This window comes from Limnobaculum xujianqingii (assembly GCF_013394855.1).
Taxonomy (GTDB): domain Bacteria; phylum Pseudomonadota; class Gammaproteobacteria; order Enterobacterales; family Enterobacteriaceae; genus Limnobaculum; species Limnobaculum xujianqingii.
Genome location: NZ_JABMLK010000001.1, coordinates 94,804 through 115,640, shown reverse-complemented (window position 1 = coordinate 115,640; position 20,837 = coordinate 94,804). Strand labels below are relative to the sequence as shown.

9 protein-coding genes are annotated in these 20,837 nt (G+C 51.3%); all 9 read right to left on the bottom strand.

Translation table 11 applies throughout. The features are described 5' to 3' along the window. Positions 1-9: 9 nt before the first annotated feature. The 9 genes from GOL65_RS00260 to GOL65_RS00220 all read right to left on the bottom strand — a co-directional run bounded on the left by GOL65_RS00260 (position 10) and on the right by GOL65_RS00220 (position 20,830). Positions 10-1,458, bottom strand: coding sequence for an Ig-like domain-containing protein (locus GOL65_RS00260; protein WP_140920432.1), 1,449 nt, complete (start codon positions 1,456-1,458; stop codon positions 10-12). A 3-nt stretch (positions 1,459-1,461) separates the two neighbouring features. Then, positions 1,462-2,142: a hypothetical protein gene (locus GOL65_RS00255; protein ID WP_140920431.1), complete on the bottom strand. Its 681-nt coding sequence runs from the start codon at positions 2,140-2,142 to the stop codon at positions 1,462-1,464. Positions 2,143-2,836: 694 nt separating this feature from the next. Continuing rightward, entirely contained in the window at positions 2,837-3,115 is a 279-nt protein-coding gene (locus GOL65_RS00250) for an IS1/IS1595 family N-terminal zinc-binding domain-containing protein (protein WP_140920430.1), read from the bottom strand. An 84-nt stretch (positions 3,116-3,199) separates the two neighbouring features. Next, on the bottom strand, positions 3,200-5,581 hold the full coding sequence (locus GOL65_RS00245; protein WP_140920429.1) for a TolC family protein: 2,382 nt from the start codon (positions 5,579-5,581) through the stop codon (positions 3,200-3,202). Between the two features lie 7 nt (positions 5,582-5,588). Next, entirely contained in the window at positions 5,589-6,863 is a 1,275-nt protein-coding gene (locus GOL65_RS00240; protein WP_140920428.1) for an HlyD family type I secretion periplasmic adaptor subunit, read from the bottom strand. Positions 6,864-6,970: 107 nt separating this feature from the next. Further along, positions 6,971-9,136, bottom strand: coding sequence for a type I secretion system permease/ATPase (locus GOL65_RS00235; protein WP_140920427.1), 2,166 nt, complete (start codon positions 9,134-9,136; stop codon positions 6,971-6,973). Between the two features lie 358 nt (positions 9,137-9,494). Continuing rightward, a complete protein-coding gene (locus tag GOL65_RS00230; protein ID WP_140920426.1) occupies positions 9,495-10,469 on the bottom strand; it encodes an OmpA family protein in 975 nt (324 codons plus the stop codon). An 84-nt stretch (positions 10,470-10,553) separates the two neighbouring features. Beyond that, complete coding sequence (locus GOL65_RS00225) at positions 10,554-20,585, bottom strand: Ig-like domain-containing protein (RefSeq protein ID WP_179038102.1); 10,032 nt, start codon at positions 20,583-20,585, stop codon at positions 10,554-10,556. Continuing rightward, positions 20,582-20,830 carry an Ig-like domain-containing protein gene (locus GOL65_RS00220; RefSeq protein WP_179038101.1) on the bottom strand — a complete coding sequence of 83 codons (249 nt, stop codon included), beginning with the start codon at positions 20,828-20,830 and terminating at the stop codon, positions 20,582-20,584. Before GOL65_RS00220 ends, GOL65_RS00225 begins: the two co-directional genes overlap by 4 nt. Positions 20,831-20,837 lie beyond the last annotated feature (7 nt).

Genomic DNA, 20,837 nt, shown 5'->3' with positions numbered 1-20,837 from the left:
TGGTGATGGCTAGCTAGTCTCGCCCGCACTGTTGGTACCTGTGACATAGAAAGAGTGCGGGCCGTCAGGCAATGCAACCGGCGTGAAACTCCAGTTACCCTGAGCGTCTGCCACGGTAGATCCCAGTAACATATCGCCGTCATACAGGTTCACAATGTGGCCAGGGTTAGCACTACCTACCAGAGTGGGTCGATTGTCGTCAGTGATACTGCCATTGCTCAAATTGCCCTGTACTGCACCTACGTCATCCTGTACCAGGTCAATCGTTGGTGAAGCTGGTTCTTCCGGATTTGGAGTCACAGCAGTATCAATCGTTACTACAAACTCGGCCGTTGGGCTGCTGGCATTACCGGCAGCATCAACTGCAACCGCGCTAAAACTGTGTCGGCCATCGGCTAAATCAACTTCTGGTGTAAAGCTCCAATTACCATTTTCATCAGTAACCGTAGAACCCAGCAGTACTGCGCCGTCATAAATATTGATCGCATGGCCTGGGGTTGCCGTCCCGCTAATCTGCGGGCGAGCATCGTCAGTGACATCGTTAGAGGCAAGTGAACCGGTTACGGCTCCCACATCATCGATAATATGGGTGATTTCAACAAAATTCGGTATCACCACACCATCAAGAATCAGATGAATCGATCCGCTTTGGTCACTAATATTACCCGCTGCATCCATTGCTGCGACGGTGAAGTCATACTCACCCATGGCTAATGGTGTTGCTGGGGTAAATGTCCAGTTACCGTTGGTATCAACTACGGTAGAGCCAATAATTTGACCGTTGCCATAAAGAATAACCATACCACCGGCTTCAGCTTTACCGCTAAAGGTTGGCGTATAGTCATCGGTGTTATCGCCATTTTGTAACATGCCCTGATAACCGCCAACATCATCGATTACGGACTCAATAGTAGGTACTTCCAACGCCGTAGGATGGATGGTAAGAACCCATTCTTCTGATGGCGAGCTCTGATTTCCGGCCTTATCGGTTGCAATAACGGTGATATGGTGTTCGCCAGCAGGCAAAGGACTGTCTGGCGTAAAGCTCCATTTACCATCTTCACCTACAATCACTTGTCCAATAACATTGCCGTTTCCGGCGGTATTTCTACCCATAAATGCCGGGCTAATCTCGGTATTGTTATCAAAAATAGTAATGGTACTGCCTGGCTCACCTTCGCCAGAGAAGGTTGGTAATGAACTATCGCCAGCAATATCGTTAATTACCGGTGTCGCTGGCGGCACGGTATCAACAATAAACGGAAAATCTTCCGCAGAGCCGTTAGTTACCCCTGATGGACTGGTTTGGATAAGAGAAATATTGTGTGAACCATCGATTAAAACGGTATCAGCAGTAAAAACCCAGTTGCCTTCTGCACTGACAATCGTTGAGCCAATGGCTTCACCATTGTCATAAATAGTAATAGTACAACCCGCTTCTCCCGTGCCCTGAATCATTGTTTAGCTTTGATCTGAACTCATATCGCCAACCACAGGGGTTGCGAGAGTATCATCTATTGCACCACCCGGATTCGGTAAAGGCTCCGGTTCTGGCTCGGGTTGAGGTTCTGGCCCAGCTTCAGACTCTGGTTGAGCCTCTGGCTGAGTTTCAGGTTGAGATCCTAAAGGAGAGAAAGAAGACGAGTTACCACCATCATCTTTATTATGATCATAGATCGCATAGCCAATACCTGCGCCCCCAACAATAGCAGCGCCTAAAAACCATGGCCATGACGACATAACACTACTATCAGCGTATTCCGCACTTTCAAACAGATAGGAGGCATCCCCTTGCGGTGCACCACTAAGAGAAACCGAAGTTAATGAACCATCCTCATTCGCTGCCGGGTATGCATAAAGCTGTCCATCATCCCCCATTCCGAGGAAAGGTTGGTTGTTACCAGAAACATAATAATCTTCAGCAACGATAACCGGATTCTCTTCCCCATCCAAAATGACATACAGATCGTCACCATTGCGCTGAAGCGTTACCTTCTTCGGTGCATAGTTATCATCGGCATTTTTTAGCAGATATTGGCTACCAGGTTGGAATTTTATTTTTATTGGTTTGCCTGTATCAAGAGAGATGACCTGAGAAGAACCGCTGCCTGAATTGACTAATAAACTGGCGTTATTACTCATATTAGAATAGCTCCTTTATTCATTACCCGTAACAAAATAGATTGACAACTTGTTTGTTGGTAACTATTTAATTAAATGTTTATAGTGAATTTTATCCTTATTCAGACATCTTATCTTACAACGCAAGCATCATTCCATTTAATGAGCATCCAATACCAGCATTCGAATTAATTGTCCCAATATGAACATTAAGTCAGCCAATAAGTTTATTAATGACCATACCTCGCAATAAAAATAGTGATGAGATAAAACAAATTAGATTTAAACACTGATGCGTTGTTTTATTTTGGTGAGTTAGTCAATGAAAATGGTCATCTGGCAGTAGAATAGTTTAATTTGAAATCAACATTCAACACCATCGTTGTTATATAAATTTAAAATAAAAACAATAAGTTAAATAATTTTGGTTGATATAAAAACACAAAAAATATTATAAAAAGATAAAAAAGGAATATAAAAAACGCAAATAATTACAATTAAAAATAATTTACCAACGGTAATAAAAATCTAAAAAATACCAAAAATATTGCCAAACCCCTTAAACAAAAAATAAAATCAACTCGTTAATAACAAAATAGAATCAATTTTTAATGCCAGAATCGTCCTGTTTATAAAAAACAAAAGAGCAGCCTGATGGCTGCTCTTCGTATTATTCCATGCTCACATTCACAATATAAAAATCCATTGTAGTAATTTATGGATTTACCCCTTCAAGCTGCCGGATATGCGCCTCTATCGTTGCTAAACGAACATGCATTTCGTTGCTTATTCTCTCAGGCGTATAATTTTCAGCCAGCAGGCGTTCAATTTGATGAGCAATATTCTGCTCTTTCCCTTTATATATATAATAAGTTTGGAATGTCTTCTTGCACTCCGCGCAGTAATAACGCTGCCGCCCTGTTCTACCTATACCATGCCTCTTAATACGATCGGCTCTGCCGCAGTAATGGCAAATTGGTGTATCCTTTTTCATAAATTATTCTCCATAACAAGTTATCATCGCGCTATCCAAATTGGTTAAAACAATCAATTTCAAATAAAACGAACATATAACAGCTTAATAAACTGGCATTCCTAGCCAGCCCAATAGCATGGCCGATTCCGCCATGATATTGATATTGGCGGTATAACCATCGAACTCATTATTGATGGCTGAAATCTGGTTATTAAAGTGGTCGTTCTCTGCGGTAAGCACATCTAGCAGTGAGCGCTTACCCAGGTAGTACCACTGCTCATAGAACATGGTTCTGACCCGATCGGTTTCCGACGACAGTGCCCGATACTCTTTCGCCCTTTCAAAAGCGGAATCACGCACCTGGATCATGCTGCGGATTTTGTATTTCAGTTCCAATACTGTGGTTTCAAACTGCATCTGGGTGGCCTGAGCACGTTGTACTGCTGCGGCCTGAGATGCCGACGCCGAACCGCCGGTAAACAGATCCCACTCCACATTGATGCCCGTATACCAGGACTGCTCGTCACCGTAGGTATCTTTAGCGGTGCTTTTTGACACCACCCAATTGATGTTGGGATAAGCAGAGGATTTGATGGCATCCGCTTTATGCAGGCTGGCCTGAACTTCCGCTTTTGCACGCTGGATTTGTGGATGGTTATCCAGCGAGGCCAGAATACTGCCCGAACTGATATTGGATTCATTCCACGCCAGATTTTCTGGTAGTTGCGCTTCACGCCCCAGCAGACGGGTCATCATAATCTGGGTATCGCGCCAGCTGCTTTCCAGCTGCTGCACGTTAGTCTGGGCTTGCAATAGTTTGGCGCGGGCCTGTACCAGTTCGCTGCCGCGGCCTTTATCGGTCTGGGTAATTTGCGACAGCATACTCACCAGATCCGACATCCGCTTTTCGTAAGCCTTTGCCACTTTGATGTCTTTTTGAAACTTATCCAACGTTAACAGGCCCTCAATGGTCTGATAGGCAATCTGGTTACGGGTTAACTTCACCGCCTGTAACGATGACTTAGACAGTTCTTCCGCACTCTGAATACCGCTGCCAGTTTTGCCAAAATCAAACACCGTTGTGGTTACCGAGACTGAACCACTGGTATCACTCACATCAGAAGAGTTATTGTTGCGCGTACCGCTACCAAAGTTAGAAACAGGCGAGTTAGCGCCTACTTTCACCTGCGGCCAGCGGGTACCTTTGATTTCATCCACATCATATTTAGCCGCGGTAAATGCAGCCTGGGCGTTACGAATTTCCGGACTAAAGTTCAATGCCTGACGCACAGTAGTTTTCACAAACTCAATGGACGGAATGCCTTTACCAGCAACTGGCGGTTTAGTGGCATAACCTCCGGTATTTACAGAGATACCTGCCTGTTGCCCATCTTCTGGTGCGGCTAGCGAGGTATCAGTTACCACCCAGTTCAGAATATCCTGCTGAACTTTGTCATCTGTTTTAGTAAAGTCGTTATTATTAGCTCCGGCTGGCTGAACCAGCGGCCGGGTATCTGCCAGCAGCGTTGCCTGTTTGCTTTCATCCGGTTTCACCGGCGTGGATACCGTCATCGGTTCGCTATCCGATGCCAGATCGCTAAAGGCAAGTTGCTCCGTATCATGACTGCTGGCCGTTGCCACAGTGGTTTTAACACTGGACGGCTGACTGGCTGCGATAGGCGCAGGGTTCTGTGCATTACGCTTTGGTTCCGGCTCCACAACCTGAACTGGTGTGGTATTAGCAATGGTTTCTGCTTTGCTATCTGCCGCATCAAGGGCGGTAAATTCCATTGCATCATTATCTGACGCTGATGCCACGACTGCTGATGGTTTAACCTGTTGAGATGAACTGTCTTTTACCACCCAACTTTTACCATCACGCCCTACCGTAGCGATCGGTGCAGTGACCATCGGGACAATCGGTGCCGGATTTTGTGCGGTTCTGACCGGTTGCGGCTCTGACACAGTTACTGGAGCCGGCGTACTATTTGCCACTGCTTTTGTTGGCGCAGTCTCTGTCACGTCAATATCCATCAGCTCAGTCATCTGACTATCATTGTCTGCTGGCTGGCGGACTGGTTCAGGCGCTGGCTGAGCAAGAGTATCCTGTATCCAACCTTTATTACTATTACTGCTGGCAGTAGCAACTGGCACAGCGGCAGGCTTAGTGCCTGTCGACCAGCTATTACCATCACGACCTACTGTAGATACCGGTGCGGGTGGTGGCACAATAATCGCCGGAGTCACCTCACGGGCCGCCGTTGCAGAAACCGGTGTTGGCGTGATAATCACCGGTTCGGCCTGTGCCACAGGTATGGCAACCGCTTTTGGTTTTACTGCCGGTGGAGGAGGCTGATTTACCGCACCCGCACGACGCCCTGGCTGTAACGCCTGTAATAATTTATCGTCCACCTGTGCTGACATGGCGGTTGTCACCGTCACCGATAAGGATAGCGTCAGCAGGGCCAGTTGTTTCATCTTCATATATTTATTAACGCTCCCGGAACGCTTCTCTGGCCTTTAACACTGGTTTCAGGATGTAATCCAGTATGGTTTTCTCTCCCGTTCTGATTTCCACCGTGGCTATCATGCCCGGCATAATCGGGAACACTTTGTCTTTGGCGGTTAACGCCGCTTTGTCAGTACGTACTAACACCCGGTAATAGGTAGTATCGCCACGTCCCTGACGCATCTTGTCTTCATCTTTCAGGGTGTCGGCACTGATGTGTTCCAGCGTGCCGCTCAGGCCGCCGTAAATAGCGTAGTCATAAGCGGTAATTTTGACGGTAGCCTTCAGGCCGGGATGCAGGAATGCCACATCCGACGGTTTAATCTTCGCTTCCACCAGCAGTTGATCTTCCAGCGGAATAATCGCCATGATCTCACCGCCCTGCTGGATAACCCCGCCAACGGTGGTTACTTTGATGTTATTCACCGTGCCGCGCACCGGTGCCACGATGGTGGTACGATTCATTACGTCTTCACGGGCTGCCACGTTCTCCACGCTCTGGGCCAGCTCGCTCTCAAATTTGTTCAGCTCGGCGTTAGCCTCAGAGCGGAAGCGGTTCTGACGCTCGGCAATTTGCAGGCGGAACTCGTTGGCCTGACGGCGCATTCTCAGCAGTTCCACTTCTGACATTAACCCCTTCTGCATCAGTGGTTCGGACAAATTGATTTCGTCTTCCGCCAGCTTCAGGCTGGTTTGCAGAGTTTTAACACTCTCGTCCAACGTCTGCTTACGGGCGCCATAGGCCTGAGTTTCATCTTTCACTACTGATGGCACCGCCATCACGTCCGCCGGGAACACCAGCGGGGTGCCGTAGGCTTCGGCCCGTAAACGGGTGATGGTACCTTTCAGGCCAATGACCTTGGAAACCCCTTCGCGATAGACCGCTCCGGCACGGGTCGGGTCAATTTTCAACAGCACCTGACCTTTTTCGACGATATCCCCTTCACGCACGTTCAGCTCTTCCAGGATCCCGCCTTCCAGGCTCTGGATTATCTGCTCGCGGCTGGCAGGAATAATCCGCCCCTCTCCCAGGGTAATTTCTTCCACTCGTGCAAACTTCGCCCAGACAATGGCGATAATTAAAATTGCACCGATCAAATACAGCATGATCAGGCTGAACGGCGTCTTCTGCTCGATTAATGCTTCCTGTAAGTCACGCATAAACGGCAGATCGCTGCTTTTTACTTTTCCTGTCGGTGCCGGTGCTTTTGCTACTGAAAGCGAAGCGCCACCCACTTTTTGTATCTTGTCTGTCATAAAGCCTGTCTTCCCTAGCGCTATCTGCGCCATCTAATGCTATCTGTAACTAACTTCCCTGTTGGCGATCGTTTTTACTCCACACTTCCGATCGCCAAAAATATCGATTACTGCGCCTTACCGTTGGCCTTTAATGCGGCGATAACCTCATCTTTCGGCCCATCTGCCACTACCTTGCCGTCATCCAGCACGATCAGCCGGTCTACCAGCTCCAGTAGTGAGAAGCGATGTGTTACCAGCACCACCGTCTGGTCAGTAATGGAGGTTTTTAATTTATTGATAAATTGCAGTTCGGTCATGGCATCCATCGAACTGGTCGGTTCATCCATCAGCAGAATTTTTGGTTTTAGCAGCAGGCAGCGCGCCAGCGACACCAGCTGTTTCTGACCGCCGGAAATCCCCTGTCCCATTTCACCGATTGGCATTTCAAAGCCCAGTGGATGGCGGGAAGCTACTTTATCCAGCCCGGTCATACGGGCTACCTGTAGCAGCTCTTCAGTCGCTACCGATGGATTTCCGATGGTGACGTTTTCCCGCAGGGTGCCGAAGAACAGACGACTGTCTTGTCCCACATAGCCCACCGAGGTACGCCAGTCCGCCGGATCCACCTGAGTGGCATCCACGTTATCGATCATCAGCTGACCACCGCCCGGCTGGAACAGCCGCGCCATTACTTTCAGCAGGGTGGATTTACCACTGCCGATACTGCCGAGGATCGCCACACGCTCACCCCGACGAATGGAGATATTGATTTTTTGCAGCACTACCGGTGCCGCCATCATCATATTGCCGCTCGGGTAGCTGAAGTTGACACCCTTTAAGCGCAGGTTGCCGGTGAAATTAGGCGCTGACAGATAGTGAATATTCTCGTCGCGCTCGGTCGGCATTTTCATCAGTTGATTCAGGGAACTCAGCGCTGCTTTCGCCTGCTGGAAGCGCAGGGTCAGCCCCACCACTGAACCCAGAGGCGACAGGGTACGGCCGGATAAGATCACCGCACCAATCATTGAACCCATGGTCAGTTCACCGGCGTGAATTAAGTACACACCCCAGATAACGATGGCTACCGTGGTCAGTTGCTGCATAAAGCTGACGAAAGTGGTAGTGGTGCTGGACAGCGCCTTGGACTTCATTGAAGTAGCAGCGGCTAATGCACTGAAGTCTTCCCAGCGCTTTTGCATCACGCCTTCACCCTGAGCGGCTTTCAGTGATTCCAGACCATCGATGGTTTCAATCAACAGACCCTGCTTAAGGGAGATTTCCCGCAGGTTTTCCTTCATGTTTTTCGCCAGCGGCCACTGCACACACAGGCTGACTATCAGGATAATCGGTACGGCACACAGCGGAACCAGTACCAGCGGACCCGCCACCAGATAGATGATGAACAGGAACAGGGCACAGAACGGCAGATCCGACAGGGTCGACAGGGTTGCCGAGGTGACAAAATCCCGCACCGATTCAAATTCACGCAGCTGGTTAGCAAAGGCCCCGGAGGACTGCGGTTTGCTCTCCATGCGGATCCCCAGTACCTGTCTGAACAGCATGGTACCCAGCAGTAAGTCGGCCTTTTTACCTGCAATATCAAACAGATGAGCTCTTACTAGCCTTGAGACAAATTCGAAGATGATAGCGATGAACACGCCAATACCCAGTGACCATAAGGTGACATAGGCCTGAGTTGGTACCACCCGGTCATACACGTTCATGGTGAAGAAGGTGGAGGCCAGCGTCAGGACGTTAGCCAGTAATGCCGCAAGGGCTGCGCTGGCGAAGTAGTGGCGGTAGCGCCACAGGGTGGAGAACAGCCAGTGGCCTTCTTTATTTGGCTCCGGCAGGCAGTCGTTGCTGCGTTCATCCAGTTTCGGTTTGGGGTTACACAACAGGGCGTAACCGGAGTACATCTCTTCCAGCGCGCGGGCTGACAGCGTCACTTCACCGCCGTTTTCCGGCAGGATCACCCGGTAGGATGAACCAGCCCCTTTGCCGCTGCTGCGCTCAGTAACTATGCAGTGGCTGCCGTCTTTACGGGTGAGCACCACCGGGAACAGGTAGGAGAATAACTGGTCCAGATCCCGTTCGACCCAGGCGACGCCCATGCCGATCTGGTCCAGCATGCGCAGGGCAAGCTGGGAGGTGAGCTTCGGCTCTTTAGGCAGCCCGGCGTACAGTACCGCTGCACTGGCTGGTTTATTGTAGTATGCGGCCAGCCACTGAACGGACCAGAGTAAGCTGTCTTGTTGAGCGTCCGTTGCGGGGGCGAAATCCTGACTCATAGTTATCGTTATTCCTGTTGTTGGTGCTTTTAGCTTCTATTTGTTGATACGGGCAGGAGACTCGCTGGAATCTGCTGGCCGTATCATTGGGTTAATGTGTTGTTTTAAATTATTAAATTAGCTTTTGTGGATATTCCGGCCGTAAAGATAATGTGCTTATATCGCCTTTATATTCGGCCGGAAGACCGGTTGTACTTAGCCCTTGTGGGCGCCGGGCCTAGTCCGCCTAGGGGCGCTTCGTTGGCTTGCGCCAAGTCGACCCCAACGGCGGCCTCTCCCTCCGATTGGCTTTGATAATTTCAAAACCTTTCAGAAATATTCAAACCGGCCCGGTATATATTGGGCCGGTGTTTTACTCTTAATAACCGTTGCCGGTTTGGATCATGGTGTCGACGCGGCGGTTAGCGCGGTTACAGAAGTTGCGTTCGTTGTTTGGCAGGCCGGTACAGTCAACCGTTGGGTTGTTGGCGCCCTGGCCGCTAACGGACAGTACTGATGGTGATACGCCGTAGGAGATCAACATCTTCTTCACGGTTTCTGCACGCTGTACTGACAGCTTCTGGTTAAACGATGCGTTACCCACCGGGTCAGCATGACCAACGATGTTTACATTCGAACCTGCTGGCAGGCCGTTGATGTGGTTTGCCATGTTTTGTACGATTTCTACGCCGCCCGCTTCGATATCCGATACGTTTTTACCGGCGAAGCTGAACAGTACGTTGCCTAATGGTGAACCACCAATGTAGTCACAGGCGCGTACTGCGGAAGCGCGGTTGATGGTCGCACCACCTTTGTAGCCAAACAGTTTGCTTTCGGCTTGGGTACGGGTCACCGCGATTGGTGTTCCCACGCCCGGTACACTGTTGGTTTCGATAAAGTAAGTTTTACCACCATTCAGACGAGCGATGGATTTTGGCGTTTCTTTACCGCCATAGTTCGGCGCATCATCCGCATAGGCTTCGATGATGTGTTTGCCAGGCTCCACGCAGAACACGGTGAATTCACCGTTTCTCAGCGCGCCCTGGAATTCACGGTCGATGTAAACGTTAGATACGCCTACGTCTGCACCACCCGTTGTACGGTAGAACACGACCTGTGCCAGACTTTCGCTCACTCTGGAAACCGGTACATATTGAGTGCCGGTATGGGTCAGTACTACCGGTGCAGCAGCAGTAGCGGCTTCTTCCGTTGAGCTGATTTCCATCACGTCATTTGCCGGTACACCAGCAGCCGTTACGCTAAAGGCCAGTAAAGCAGGAATTGCACCCGCAGCGGATACGCGTAATAGCGTTGTCAGCTTATTCACTTTAGACCCCTTGTTTTCCCTAAACATGTTTACTCCTGGGTTATTCAGTTATTGGTAAATTAATCAGTGTCCCGAAAGGACTGCCTTGCGGCAGTCCTTTCGGTTAAGCTATTACAGGATGACCGGGTTCACCGTATTCTCGACCAGTACTTCGATACCGGAGGTACCTGAAGTCCAGACGTTATAGGTGTTACCTTGATACTGGTAATCGCTTTGCGACATAGTCCACTGACTGTCATTACCCTCTAACTGCAGGGTGCTGCCAGCTTCACCGTTGACGATGATCGCTTTGTTACCACTGTTAATTGCCAGTTCTTCTGATCCCAGGCGCAGGACATCTTCCAGCGATACGTTCATGGTGTTGCCACCGTTGCCCATATCGAAGATCTCCACTGAGCTCAGTTTGTCTTTCAACGCACTCAGGTCTAACAGTTCGCCAGTGGTATCCAGGATCAGGGTGTCGATTCCCTCATCACCGGAAATGGAAGCGAAGTCTGTAGAGATAATCTTGATGATGTCGTTACCTTCACCACCAGATACCTGATCCCCTTTACCGATGCCGATAAAGGTGTCGTTACCCTGACCACCTAACAGAATATCTTCGTGCTCGGTAGCGAACAGAATGTCGTCACCGGCAGTAAATATCTGAGTGATAGCCGCTAACGATTTAGCGCTTGCAGACTCAATCGCTGCAGTAACTGCCGCACCATGACCCTCGTCGTCGATAACGATCTGGTGGTTCGCCAACAGCTCTTCCAGGGTTGCCTTGGTATCTTTCAGGGTGACTAATTCCGTCGCCCCGTAAGCACCGCCGTCACCATCACGGTCAATGGACAGAATGGTGTCATTACCGCTATAGGAAACCGAGAGGTACTGAGCAATCCGGTCACCAGCATCAATGGTTGCAACACCGTTGATATAGTGAGCCGCACCGTCAGCATCCGCCTGATAACCTACCAGCAGATCGCTCACATCGATGATGTCAGCATTTGGCGTCGCTTCCATCGTACCAACGAAGAAGCCATACACTGTATCGTGACCGTTACCGCCATCGTTGGCTGATGCATTCAGAGACTTATACATCAGCGTATCCTGGCCGGCAGCACCCAAGTAGAAGGTGTCATTGCCACCACGACCATCAAAGTAGTTATTCTGGTTATTGCCGGTAAAGATGTCGTTACCGCCACCACCAGCCAGCCCTTCGATATTCACAAACTGTGCATTACCGAAGCCAGTACTTTGCATTGTCGTCTTACTCAAGTCGATCACCAGCGGTGTATTGCCCGCCAGTTTGTAGTCAACGATGTCCAGACCACCGGTATCACTCCAGCTCTTCACGCCAGATATCGTTGAGGTACCGCCACCGCCGTTATACAAATCGTTGCCTTGGGTGGCAAAGAATGTATCGTTGTAGCCGGTTCCCACAATACCCGTCTTGTTGGTGCCGCCGTTGATGCTGGCATTCGCAACGTTGGTTTCAGACTCGGTGGTCAGCACATAGGCGTGGTTAGCCTCTTCTGCCTTCAACCCTGCCCATGCTTTGTTGACGTTCTGAACGGTGGTTTCGCCTACTTTGGCTACGCCGCCAACGTTAGCTACTGCACCCTTCTCTGAACGCAGGATGACCGCACTGTATGACTTACTGGCATCCAGATTGTAGAAGTCCACAATCGCTGTACTGTCGTTAGTCTGGTTACCAGACTGCGGGTTGATGATTTGAGTGGAAACCACTTGGCCAGTGGCCTCATCAATCAGCTGTACCGTATTGCCATACAGGGAGTTGATACCGCCCGCATCCAGAATACGCAAGTGGATAGCCGTGCCGTACTCAACCTGATTTTTGTTTTCAATGTAGGTAGTAACACCACCGTTGGTGAAAACTAACAGGTCGCGATCGCCGTCCCAGTCAATGTCAATGGCAATAGCACCGGTGACTTGCTGCGAGGTACTTGTGCCACCAATCGTCGTTTTACCCACCTGGGTAAGCAGGTTGCTGGTGTTGAAGCTTACTACTCCATCAGTTGACGTGTTGGTGTACAGGTTGACTGGTCCGGACGCTGCTGCGTTAGACATCCCCCCGGTATTCCCCATACCCGGCAGTTCGATAACGTCCATCTTACCGTCGTGGTTCCAGTCCAGCGCAAGGGATGCACCACCCGCTAACGTATAGTTAAAGGTATACATACCTGCGGCTGTTGGGTTACCAATACCGTCGTTGTTTGGATCATCGAATACCAGTTTACCGGTACCGTCGTTGAAGTAGATCCGACTAGCGTGCTGTGCCGCGTTGGAACCCGAAGCTCCCGCAGAGGCAGTGGTGCTGGCACTTCCACGACCCATGAACAGGTCCATCATGCCGTCGCCGTTAAAGTCGGCCCAAGTCATGGCCACGCCGTTACCGATACCCGGGTCATCATCCGTACCGCGCTGGAACACGTGCTCAACAATCTGAGTAACCTTCCAGTTACCATTGTTGGTGCCGTTAACCACCACCAGACGACCGTTATCCGTACTACGCGCTGCCGAGCTATTGGTAGCCCCGTCCTTATCGATACGAGACCCATCCGCAACGATGTTCTGACTGTGCATCACAAAGTCAACAATACCATCGTTGTTAATGTCCACGCCGGACAGTTCCATATCCGGTTGTGACTGATCCAGCCCGATTGGTTGGTGCGAGGAGTTAGCCGCATAGTCGGTTGCAAACGTACCATCTTTGCTCATACCGGTGATCGTACCGTCATTATTCAGTACGATCTGCGAACCATAACCACCACGAATAGCACTGTCGTTAGGCGTCTGGTCACCGTTAACCATATCAACATAACCATCGCCATCTTTATCAATAGCGATGATGCCGCCGTACCAGCTCCATGTGTTGGCACTACCATCGGTACCCGCATCACCGGCAAAATCTCCGGACTGAGCGGTGTTGGTATTTGCCCCCACCTGGTATGCCACATAGGTAGAACCGTTGTAGAAGAACATCTGCTGACCGTCGTTATAGTTACTATCTATAGCGAACAGGTCCATCAGACCATCACGGTTATAGTCCATGAACGTAGCGTTCTGTACGTAGTTCTGCGCGTCGTACCCGGTACCCGTGTTACTAACCAGTTTCGTGGTTGAGAAATCACCCAATGTTGACGATGAAGTTGCCTTCGATTCCAACATGGACTGGTTACTATGGATACGCCATACACCATTTTCACCCAGCGTTACCGCTGTTGCTTTCTGGTTAGGATCGCCGCCGCCTGCACCTACTGTAACGACAGGTGTTGCCGATATAGTAATCTCATTTTGAGTATCATCGGTGGTAATACTTGCACCGTAAGAATCGAACAGCACCGCTTTCACATCATATTTTCCGACAGGCAACGCATCGCTGTCCGGGATCTGGACATACCATGTGTTGTTACGGAAATCGATCACCACGCCGCCATCTTGCGAGCTGTATGTCTTACCGTTCACCGTTACCTCAAGGTACTCACCCGGCAGAATATCAAAGCCGGTAGAACCCGTGATAATTGGTGTGGTATCCAGCGTATCCTGAACGTTAATCACCACAGTCAGGTCGATAGAGATGACGAAGTTATTGGATACCTTCCCTTCGTTACCTGCACTGTCCGCCACAACTGCACGGAAGGTATAGGTCATATCATCTTTCAACGCCGACGGGTCGAAACTCCAGGTGTTGTCCGCATGTACCGTTGCCGTACCCAACAGGGTATTGGTGGCAACATCGTAAATACGCACTTCATCGCCCGCTTCCAGCGCAGAACTGATAGTTCCGTTCAGCGTTGGAGTACGGTCATCCGTTGTGGTACCGGTATTAAAATCACCCTGCGCCAGACCAACATCATCGGTGTAGTTGATAATGGCAACGGTCTGCGTTGGCGCATCTAAATCGACGGTTAACAAGAAGTCTGGTGAAACAGTAGCCTTGTTTCCGGCAACATCAACCGCAACCGCGGTAAAGTTATAGGTGGTTGCATTAACCAACCCGGTTACCGCAAATGTCCAGGAACGATTCGCCATATCGACTATTGCGATACCCAGCAGTACGCCATTCTGATAAACCTGAATGACATCTGTACTGTCCAAATCGCCACTCCAGGTACCTTTCAGTATCGGAGAGGTGTCATCGGTGAAGGTTCCACTACCCAGTATCAGCCCCTTATTGGTGCCAACATCATCGTGGTATCCTTCAATTTCCACCGCTGCAACTGGTGGGGTATGGTCAATATTCAGAATGAAATCAGCAGATGGTGCACTGGCGTTACCCGCTTTATCAGAGGAAATCACGTAGTAGTCATGACGACCCTCAGCCTGCTCTGGTAACTCGTAGCTCCACTTGCCTTGATCGTTAACCAATACGCTACCCAGCGCTTTATCATTTTCATCATAGATGGTGATTAAGCTGCCTTTCTCGCCAGTACCGTGCAGGGTTGGTGTATTGTCATCGGTAAACGCACCAGAGTTCATATCACCAGTGACATCGCCGAAGTTATCTACGGCTTTATCAATGGTTGGCAGAGTCGGTGGAATATTATCGATAGTGAAGATAAATTCCGGACTCATTTCGGTGACGTTACCTGATGAATCTTTGGCCGTAACTGTGACTTTATGCTCGCCCTGACCCAGGTCAGTGGCTGGCGTATAGCTCCAGCTACCGTCAGCTTTCACCGTGGTAGTACCCTGATTTACACCATCAATGTACACAGTAACGATGCTGCCAGGCTTGCTGCCGATACCCACGATTTCCGGACGCAGGTCGTCAGTGAAACCATTTGGCAGAATATCGCCGGTTATTGCACCCACATCATCGATCAGCTTGTCAATCTGGACAGTCAATGTGCTGGTATCAATAGTGATATTGACCACCGGCGTTGGATCGCCCTTATTACCCGCTTTATCGGTTACTGTGGTAGTGAACTTGTAGTCACCATCCGGTAAATCAGCTTCTGGCGTAAATGTCCAGGTGCCGCCTTCAGTCACTTTAGCCGAACCAATCGCCACGCCATCGTTGTAGATGGTGACAATACTGCCCGCTTCTGCCTGACCGCTGAAGGTTGGTGTTGCATCATCAGTGGTATCGCCGTCTTTCAGCTCACCCTGATAATCGCCAACGTTATCGGTAATCATCAGGCTTTCTACCGGAGCTGGTACCTTGGTATCCACTTCAATAACAAACACATCACTTGGATCGCTCACCTGACCGATTGGTGAAGTAGCGGTAAAGGTAATGTCGTGCGTACCGTCTTTCAGCGCCGTTGGTGGTTCGAACGTCCACTTACCGCTGGCATCAGCCTTAGCCGTACCCAACAGTGTTGTGCCGTCGTACACATGAATGGTGCTGCCTGCCGATGCCGAACCTTCGAAGGTTGGTTTCGTATCGTCAGTCACATCGCCGCTCTTCAGTTCGCCGGTTATTGTACCGACATCATCGATAACTTTATCCAATGTTGGAATAACCATCGGAGTGCCATCCAGAATCACGGTGTAATCGTTACTTGGCCCAACTTCGTTGCCGACCGGATCGCGTTCGTAAGCAGTGAACTTGTTGTTGCCTTCTGCCAGCGCATTCTCCGGACGGAAGGTCCAGGTACCCTGGTCATTGACCTTGGCGGTACCCAACAACACATCAGCACCTGACTCGTGCGACACGTGAATATAAATCGTGTCACCGGCAGTACCAGTACCGCTGATGGTTGGACGGCTGTCATCGGTGAAATCACCGCTGTCAACGTTACCTGTTACGCTACCAACCTGATCGTCCACACCGGTGATCTTCAGCTTGTCGATATCCGGACCGGTGAAGTCCATTTCCAGCACGAAGTCAGCGGATGGCAGGCTCACGTTGCCCGCTTTATCCGTTGAAGTCACATGGAACTTATGCTCACCTTCCACTAATGGCGAGGTTGGCGTAAAGGTCCACTGGCCGCTGGTTTCATCGGCAACCACAGAGCCTAACAGCGTTGAACCGTCGTACACCTTAACGACGCTACCCTTCTCGGCTTTACCAGTCAGTGTTGGTGTCGGGTCATCCGTTGCCATACCGTTAGTCAGGGTACCCTGAACAGAACCCACATCATCTTCGGCCGATTCGATGGTTGGCTGAGTCGGTGCCACGGTATCAATAGTGAACACAAACGCCGAGGTTGGATCGGTGGTGTTGCCGGACAGATCCGTCGCCGTCACGGTAATGCTGTGGCTGCCCTGACCCAAATCGGTGGTCGGGGTGAAGCTCCAGCTCTTATCCGCATTCACGGTGGTGGAGCCCAGCAGGGTCGCGCCATCGTAAATCTTGATGATGCTGCCCGGCTTACCGGTACCCACGATTTCCGGACGCGTATCATCGGTCACGCCGTTCGGTGTGATATCACCGGTAATATCGCCAACGTTATCCACCAGCTTATCCAGACGAACTTCAACGCCTGAAGTATCAACCGTAATGTTCACAACCGGAGTGGCATCGCCGGTGTTACCCGCTTTGTCGGTTACCGTGGTGGTGAACTTGTAGTCGCCATCCGGCAGTGGTGAACTTGGGGTGAAGCTCCAGTTACCGTCACTACCGACTTTCGCCGTACCCAACAGGTTGCCGTCATTGTAGACCGATACGGTACTGCCCGCTTCCGCTTTGCCGCTGAAGGTCGGGGTACTGTCATCGGTCACGTCACCGTCTTTCAGTGGTCCCTGATAAGCCCCTTCGTTATCGCTGATCAGCAGGTTTTCTACCGCACCCGGAGGTGTAGTATCGACCGTAAAGTCAAAGATACCGGTCTTATCACTGACCTGGCCAACCGTGTTGGTGGCGTTCGCCGTGATGTTATAGGTGCCGTCTTTCAGTGCAGGCTCTGGCGTAAAGCTCCAGTTACCCTTGTCATCCACTTTAGCCGTACCCAGTACGTTACCGTTGTTGTAGATGGTTACCGTGCCGTTAGCCACCGCCGTACCCTTCAGGGTTGGCGTGGCGTCATCGGTCACATCGCCTTTTTGCAGTGCACCGGTGGTTGGCCCGACGTTATCTTCCACGCGGTCAATGGTTGGTGGCTGTGGCGGGTTACCGGCCAGCAGGATTTCATAGCCAGCGCTTGGACCGGCCTTGTTGCCCACTGGATCCATTTCCACGGCGGTAAATTCGTTCTTACCGGTGGACAGAGCGGTATCCGGACGCAGGGCCCACTTGCCATCACCACCCACGGTGGTTGAGCCCAGCAGGCGATCGCCCATATCGTCTTTCACGTAGACAAAGATGGTGTCGCCAGCCGTACCTTCACCCTGAATGGTTGGACGGTTATCGTCGGTAGGATCACCATGAGCAACGTTACCGGTGATGGTACCCACCTGGTCGTCCACGCCGGTGATCTTCAGCTTGTCCGGATCCGGACCGGTAAAGTCCATATTCAACACGAAGTCAGCAGATGGCAGACTCACGTTGCCCGCTTTATCCGTTGAAGTCACATGGAACTTATGCTCACCTTCCACTAATGGTGAGGTTGGCGTAAAGGTCCACTGGCCGGTGATATCATCTGCTACCACGGAGCCCAGTAATGCGCCATCGTCGTACACTTTAACGATGCTGCCCTTCTCGGCTTTACCGGTCAGGGTTGGTGTTGGGTCATCGGTGGCCGCGCCGTTGGTCAGCGTGCCCTGGATAGCCCCCACATCATCCTTCGCCGATTCAATAGTTGGTTGAGTTGGTGCCACGGTGTCGATAGTGAACACAAATGCCGAGGTTGGATCGGTGGTGTTGCCGGACAGGTCGGTGGCCGTCACGGTAATGCTGTGGCTGCCCTGACCTAAATCGGTGGTCGGGGTGAAGCTCCAGCTCTTATCCGCATTCACGGTGGTGGAGCCCAGCAGGGTCGCGCCATCGTAAATCTTGATGATGCTGCCCGGCTTACCGGTACCCACGATTTCCGGACGCGTATCATCGGTCACGCCGTTCGGTGTGATATCACCGGTAATATCGCCAACGTTATCCACCAGCTTATCCAGACGAACTTCAACGCCTGAAGTATCAACCGTAATGTTCACAACCGGAGTGGCATCGCCGGTGTTACCCGCTTTGTCGGTTACCGTGGTGGTGAACTTGTAGTCGCCATCCGGCAGTGGTGAACTTGGGGTGAAGCTCCAGTTACCGTCACTACCGACTTTCGCCGTACCCAACAGGTTGCCGTCATTGTAGACCGATACGGTACTGCCCGCTTCCGCTTTGCCGCTGAAGGTCGGGGTACTGTCATCGGTCACGTCACCGTCTTTCAGTGGTCCCTGATAAGCCCCTTCGTTATCGCTGATCAGCAGGTTTTCTACCGCACCCGGAGGGGTAGTATCCACTGTAAAGTCAAAGATACCGGTCTTATCACTGACCTGACCAACCGTGTTGGTGGCGTCCGCCGTGATGTTATAGGTGCCGTCTTTCAGCGCAGGCTCTGGCGTAAAGCTCCAGTTACCCTTGTCATCCACCTTGGCAGTACCCAGTACGTTACCGTTGTTGTAGATGGTTACCGTGCCGTTGGCTACCGCCGTACCCTTCAGGGTTGGCGTGGCGTCATCGGTCACATCGCCTTTTTGCAGTGCACCGGTGGTCGGCCCGACGTTATCTTCCACGCGGTCGATGGTTGGTGGCTGTGGCGGGTTACCGGCCAGCAGGATTTCATAGGCGTCGCTTGGACCGACCTTGTTGCCCACTGGATCCATTTCCACGGCTGTCAGTTCGTTCTTACCGGTGTTTAGCACCACGTCAGGACGCAGACTCCACTTGCCATCACCACCCACAGTGGTTGAGCCCAGCAGGCGATCGCCCATATCGTCTTTGACATAAACAAAGATGGTGTCGCCAGCCGTACCTTCCCCTTTAATGGTCGGACGGTTGTCATCGGTCTCTTTACCTGATTCCACGTTACCGGTGATGGTACCCACGTTGTCGATCACTTCGGTGATCTTCAGCGCATCCGGATCCGGACCAGTAAAGTCCATGGTCAGCACGAAGTCAGCAGATGGCAGACTCACGTTGCCGGCTTTATCCGTTGAGGTTACATGGAACTTATGCTCACCTTCCACTAATGGCGAGGTTGGCGTAAAGGTCCACTGGCCAGTGATATCATCCGCTACCACAGAGCCTAACAGCGCACCGCCATCGTATACCTTAACGATACTGCCCTTCTCGGCCTTACCGGTCAGGGTTGGTGTTGGATCATCGGTGGCCGCGCCGTTGGTCAGCGTGCCCTGGATAGCCCCCACATCATCCTTCGCCGATTCAATAGTTGGTTGAGTTGGTGCCACGGTGTCGATAGTGAACACAAATGCCGAGGTTGGATCGGTGGTGTTGCCGGACAGGTCGGTGGCCGTCACGGTAATGCTGTGGCTGCCCTGACCTAAATCGGTGGTCGGGGTGAAGCTCCAGCTCTTATCCGCATTCACGGTGGTGGAGCCCAGCAGGGTCGCGCCATCGTAAATCTTGATGATGCTGCCCGGCTTACCGGTACCCACGATTTCCGGACGCGTATCATCGGTCACGCCGTTCGGTGTGATATCACCGGTAATATCGCCAACGTTATCCACCAGCTTATCCAGACGAACTTCAACGCCTGAAGTATCAACCGTAATGTTCACAACCGGAGTGGCATCGCCGGTGTTACCCGCTTTGTCGGTTACCGTGGTGGTGAACTTGTAGTCGCCATCCGGCAGTGGTGAACTTGGGGTGAAGCTCCAGTTACCGTCACTACCGACTTTCGCCGTACCCAACAGGTTGCCGTCATTGTAGACCGATACGGTACTGCCCGCTTCCGCTTTGCCGCTGAAGGTCGGGGTACTGTCATCGGTCACGTCACCGTCTTTCAGTGGTCCCTGATAGGCCCCTTCGTTATCGCTGATCAGCAGGTTTTCTACCGCACCCGGAGGTGTAGTATCGACCGTAAAGTCAAAGATACCGGTCTTATCACTGACCTGGCCAACCGTGTTGGTGGCGTTCGCCGTGATGTTATAGGTGCCGTCTTTCAGTGCAGGCTCTGGCGTAAAGCTCCAGTTACCCTTGTCATCCACTTTAGCCGTACCCAGTACGTTACCGTTGTTGTAGATGGTTACCGTGCCGTTAGCCACCGCCGTACCCTTCAGGGTTGGCGTGGCGTCATCGGTCACATCGCCTTTTGCAGTGCACCGGTGGTTGGCCCGACGTTATCTTCCACGCGGTCAATGGTTGGTGGCTGTGGCGGGTTACCGGCCAGCAGGATTTCATAGCCAGCGCTTGGACCGGCCTTGTTGCCCACTGGATCCATTTCCACGGCGGTAAATTCGTTCTTACCGGTGGACAGAGCGGTATCCGGACGCAGGGCCCACTTGCCATCACCACCCACGGTGGTTGAGCCCAGCAGGCGATCGCCCATATCGTCT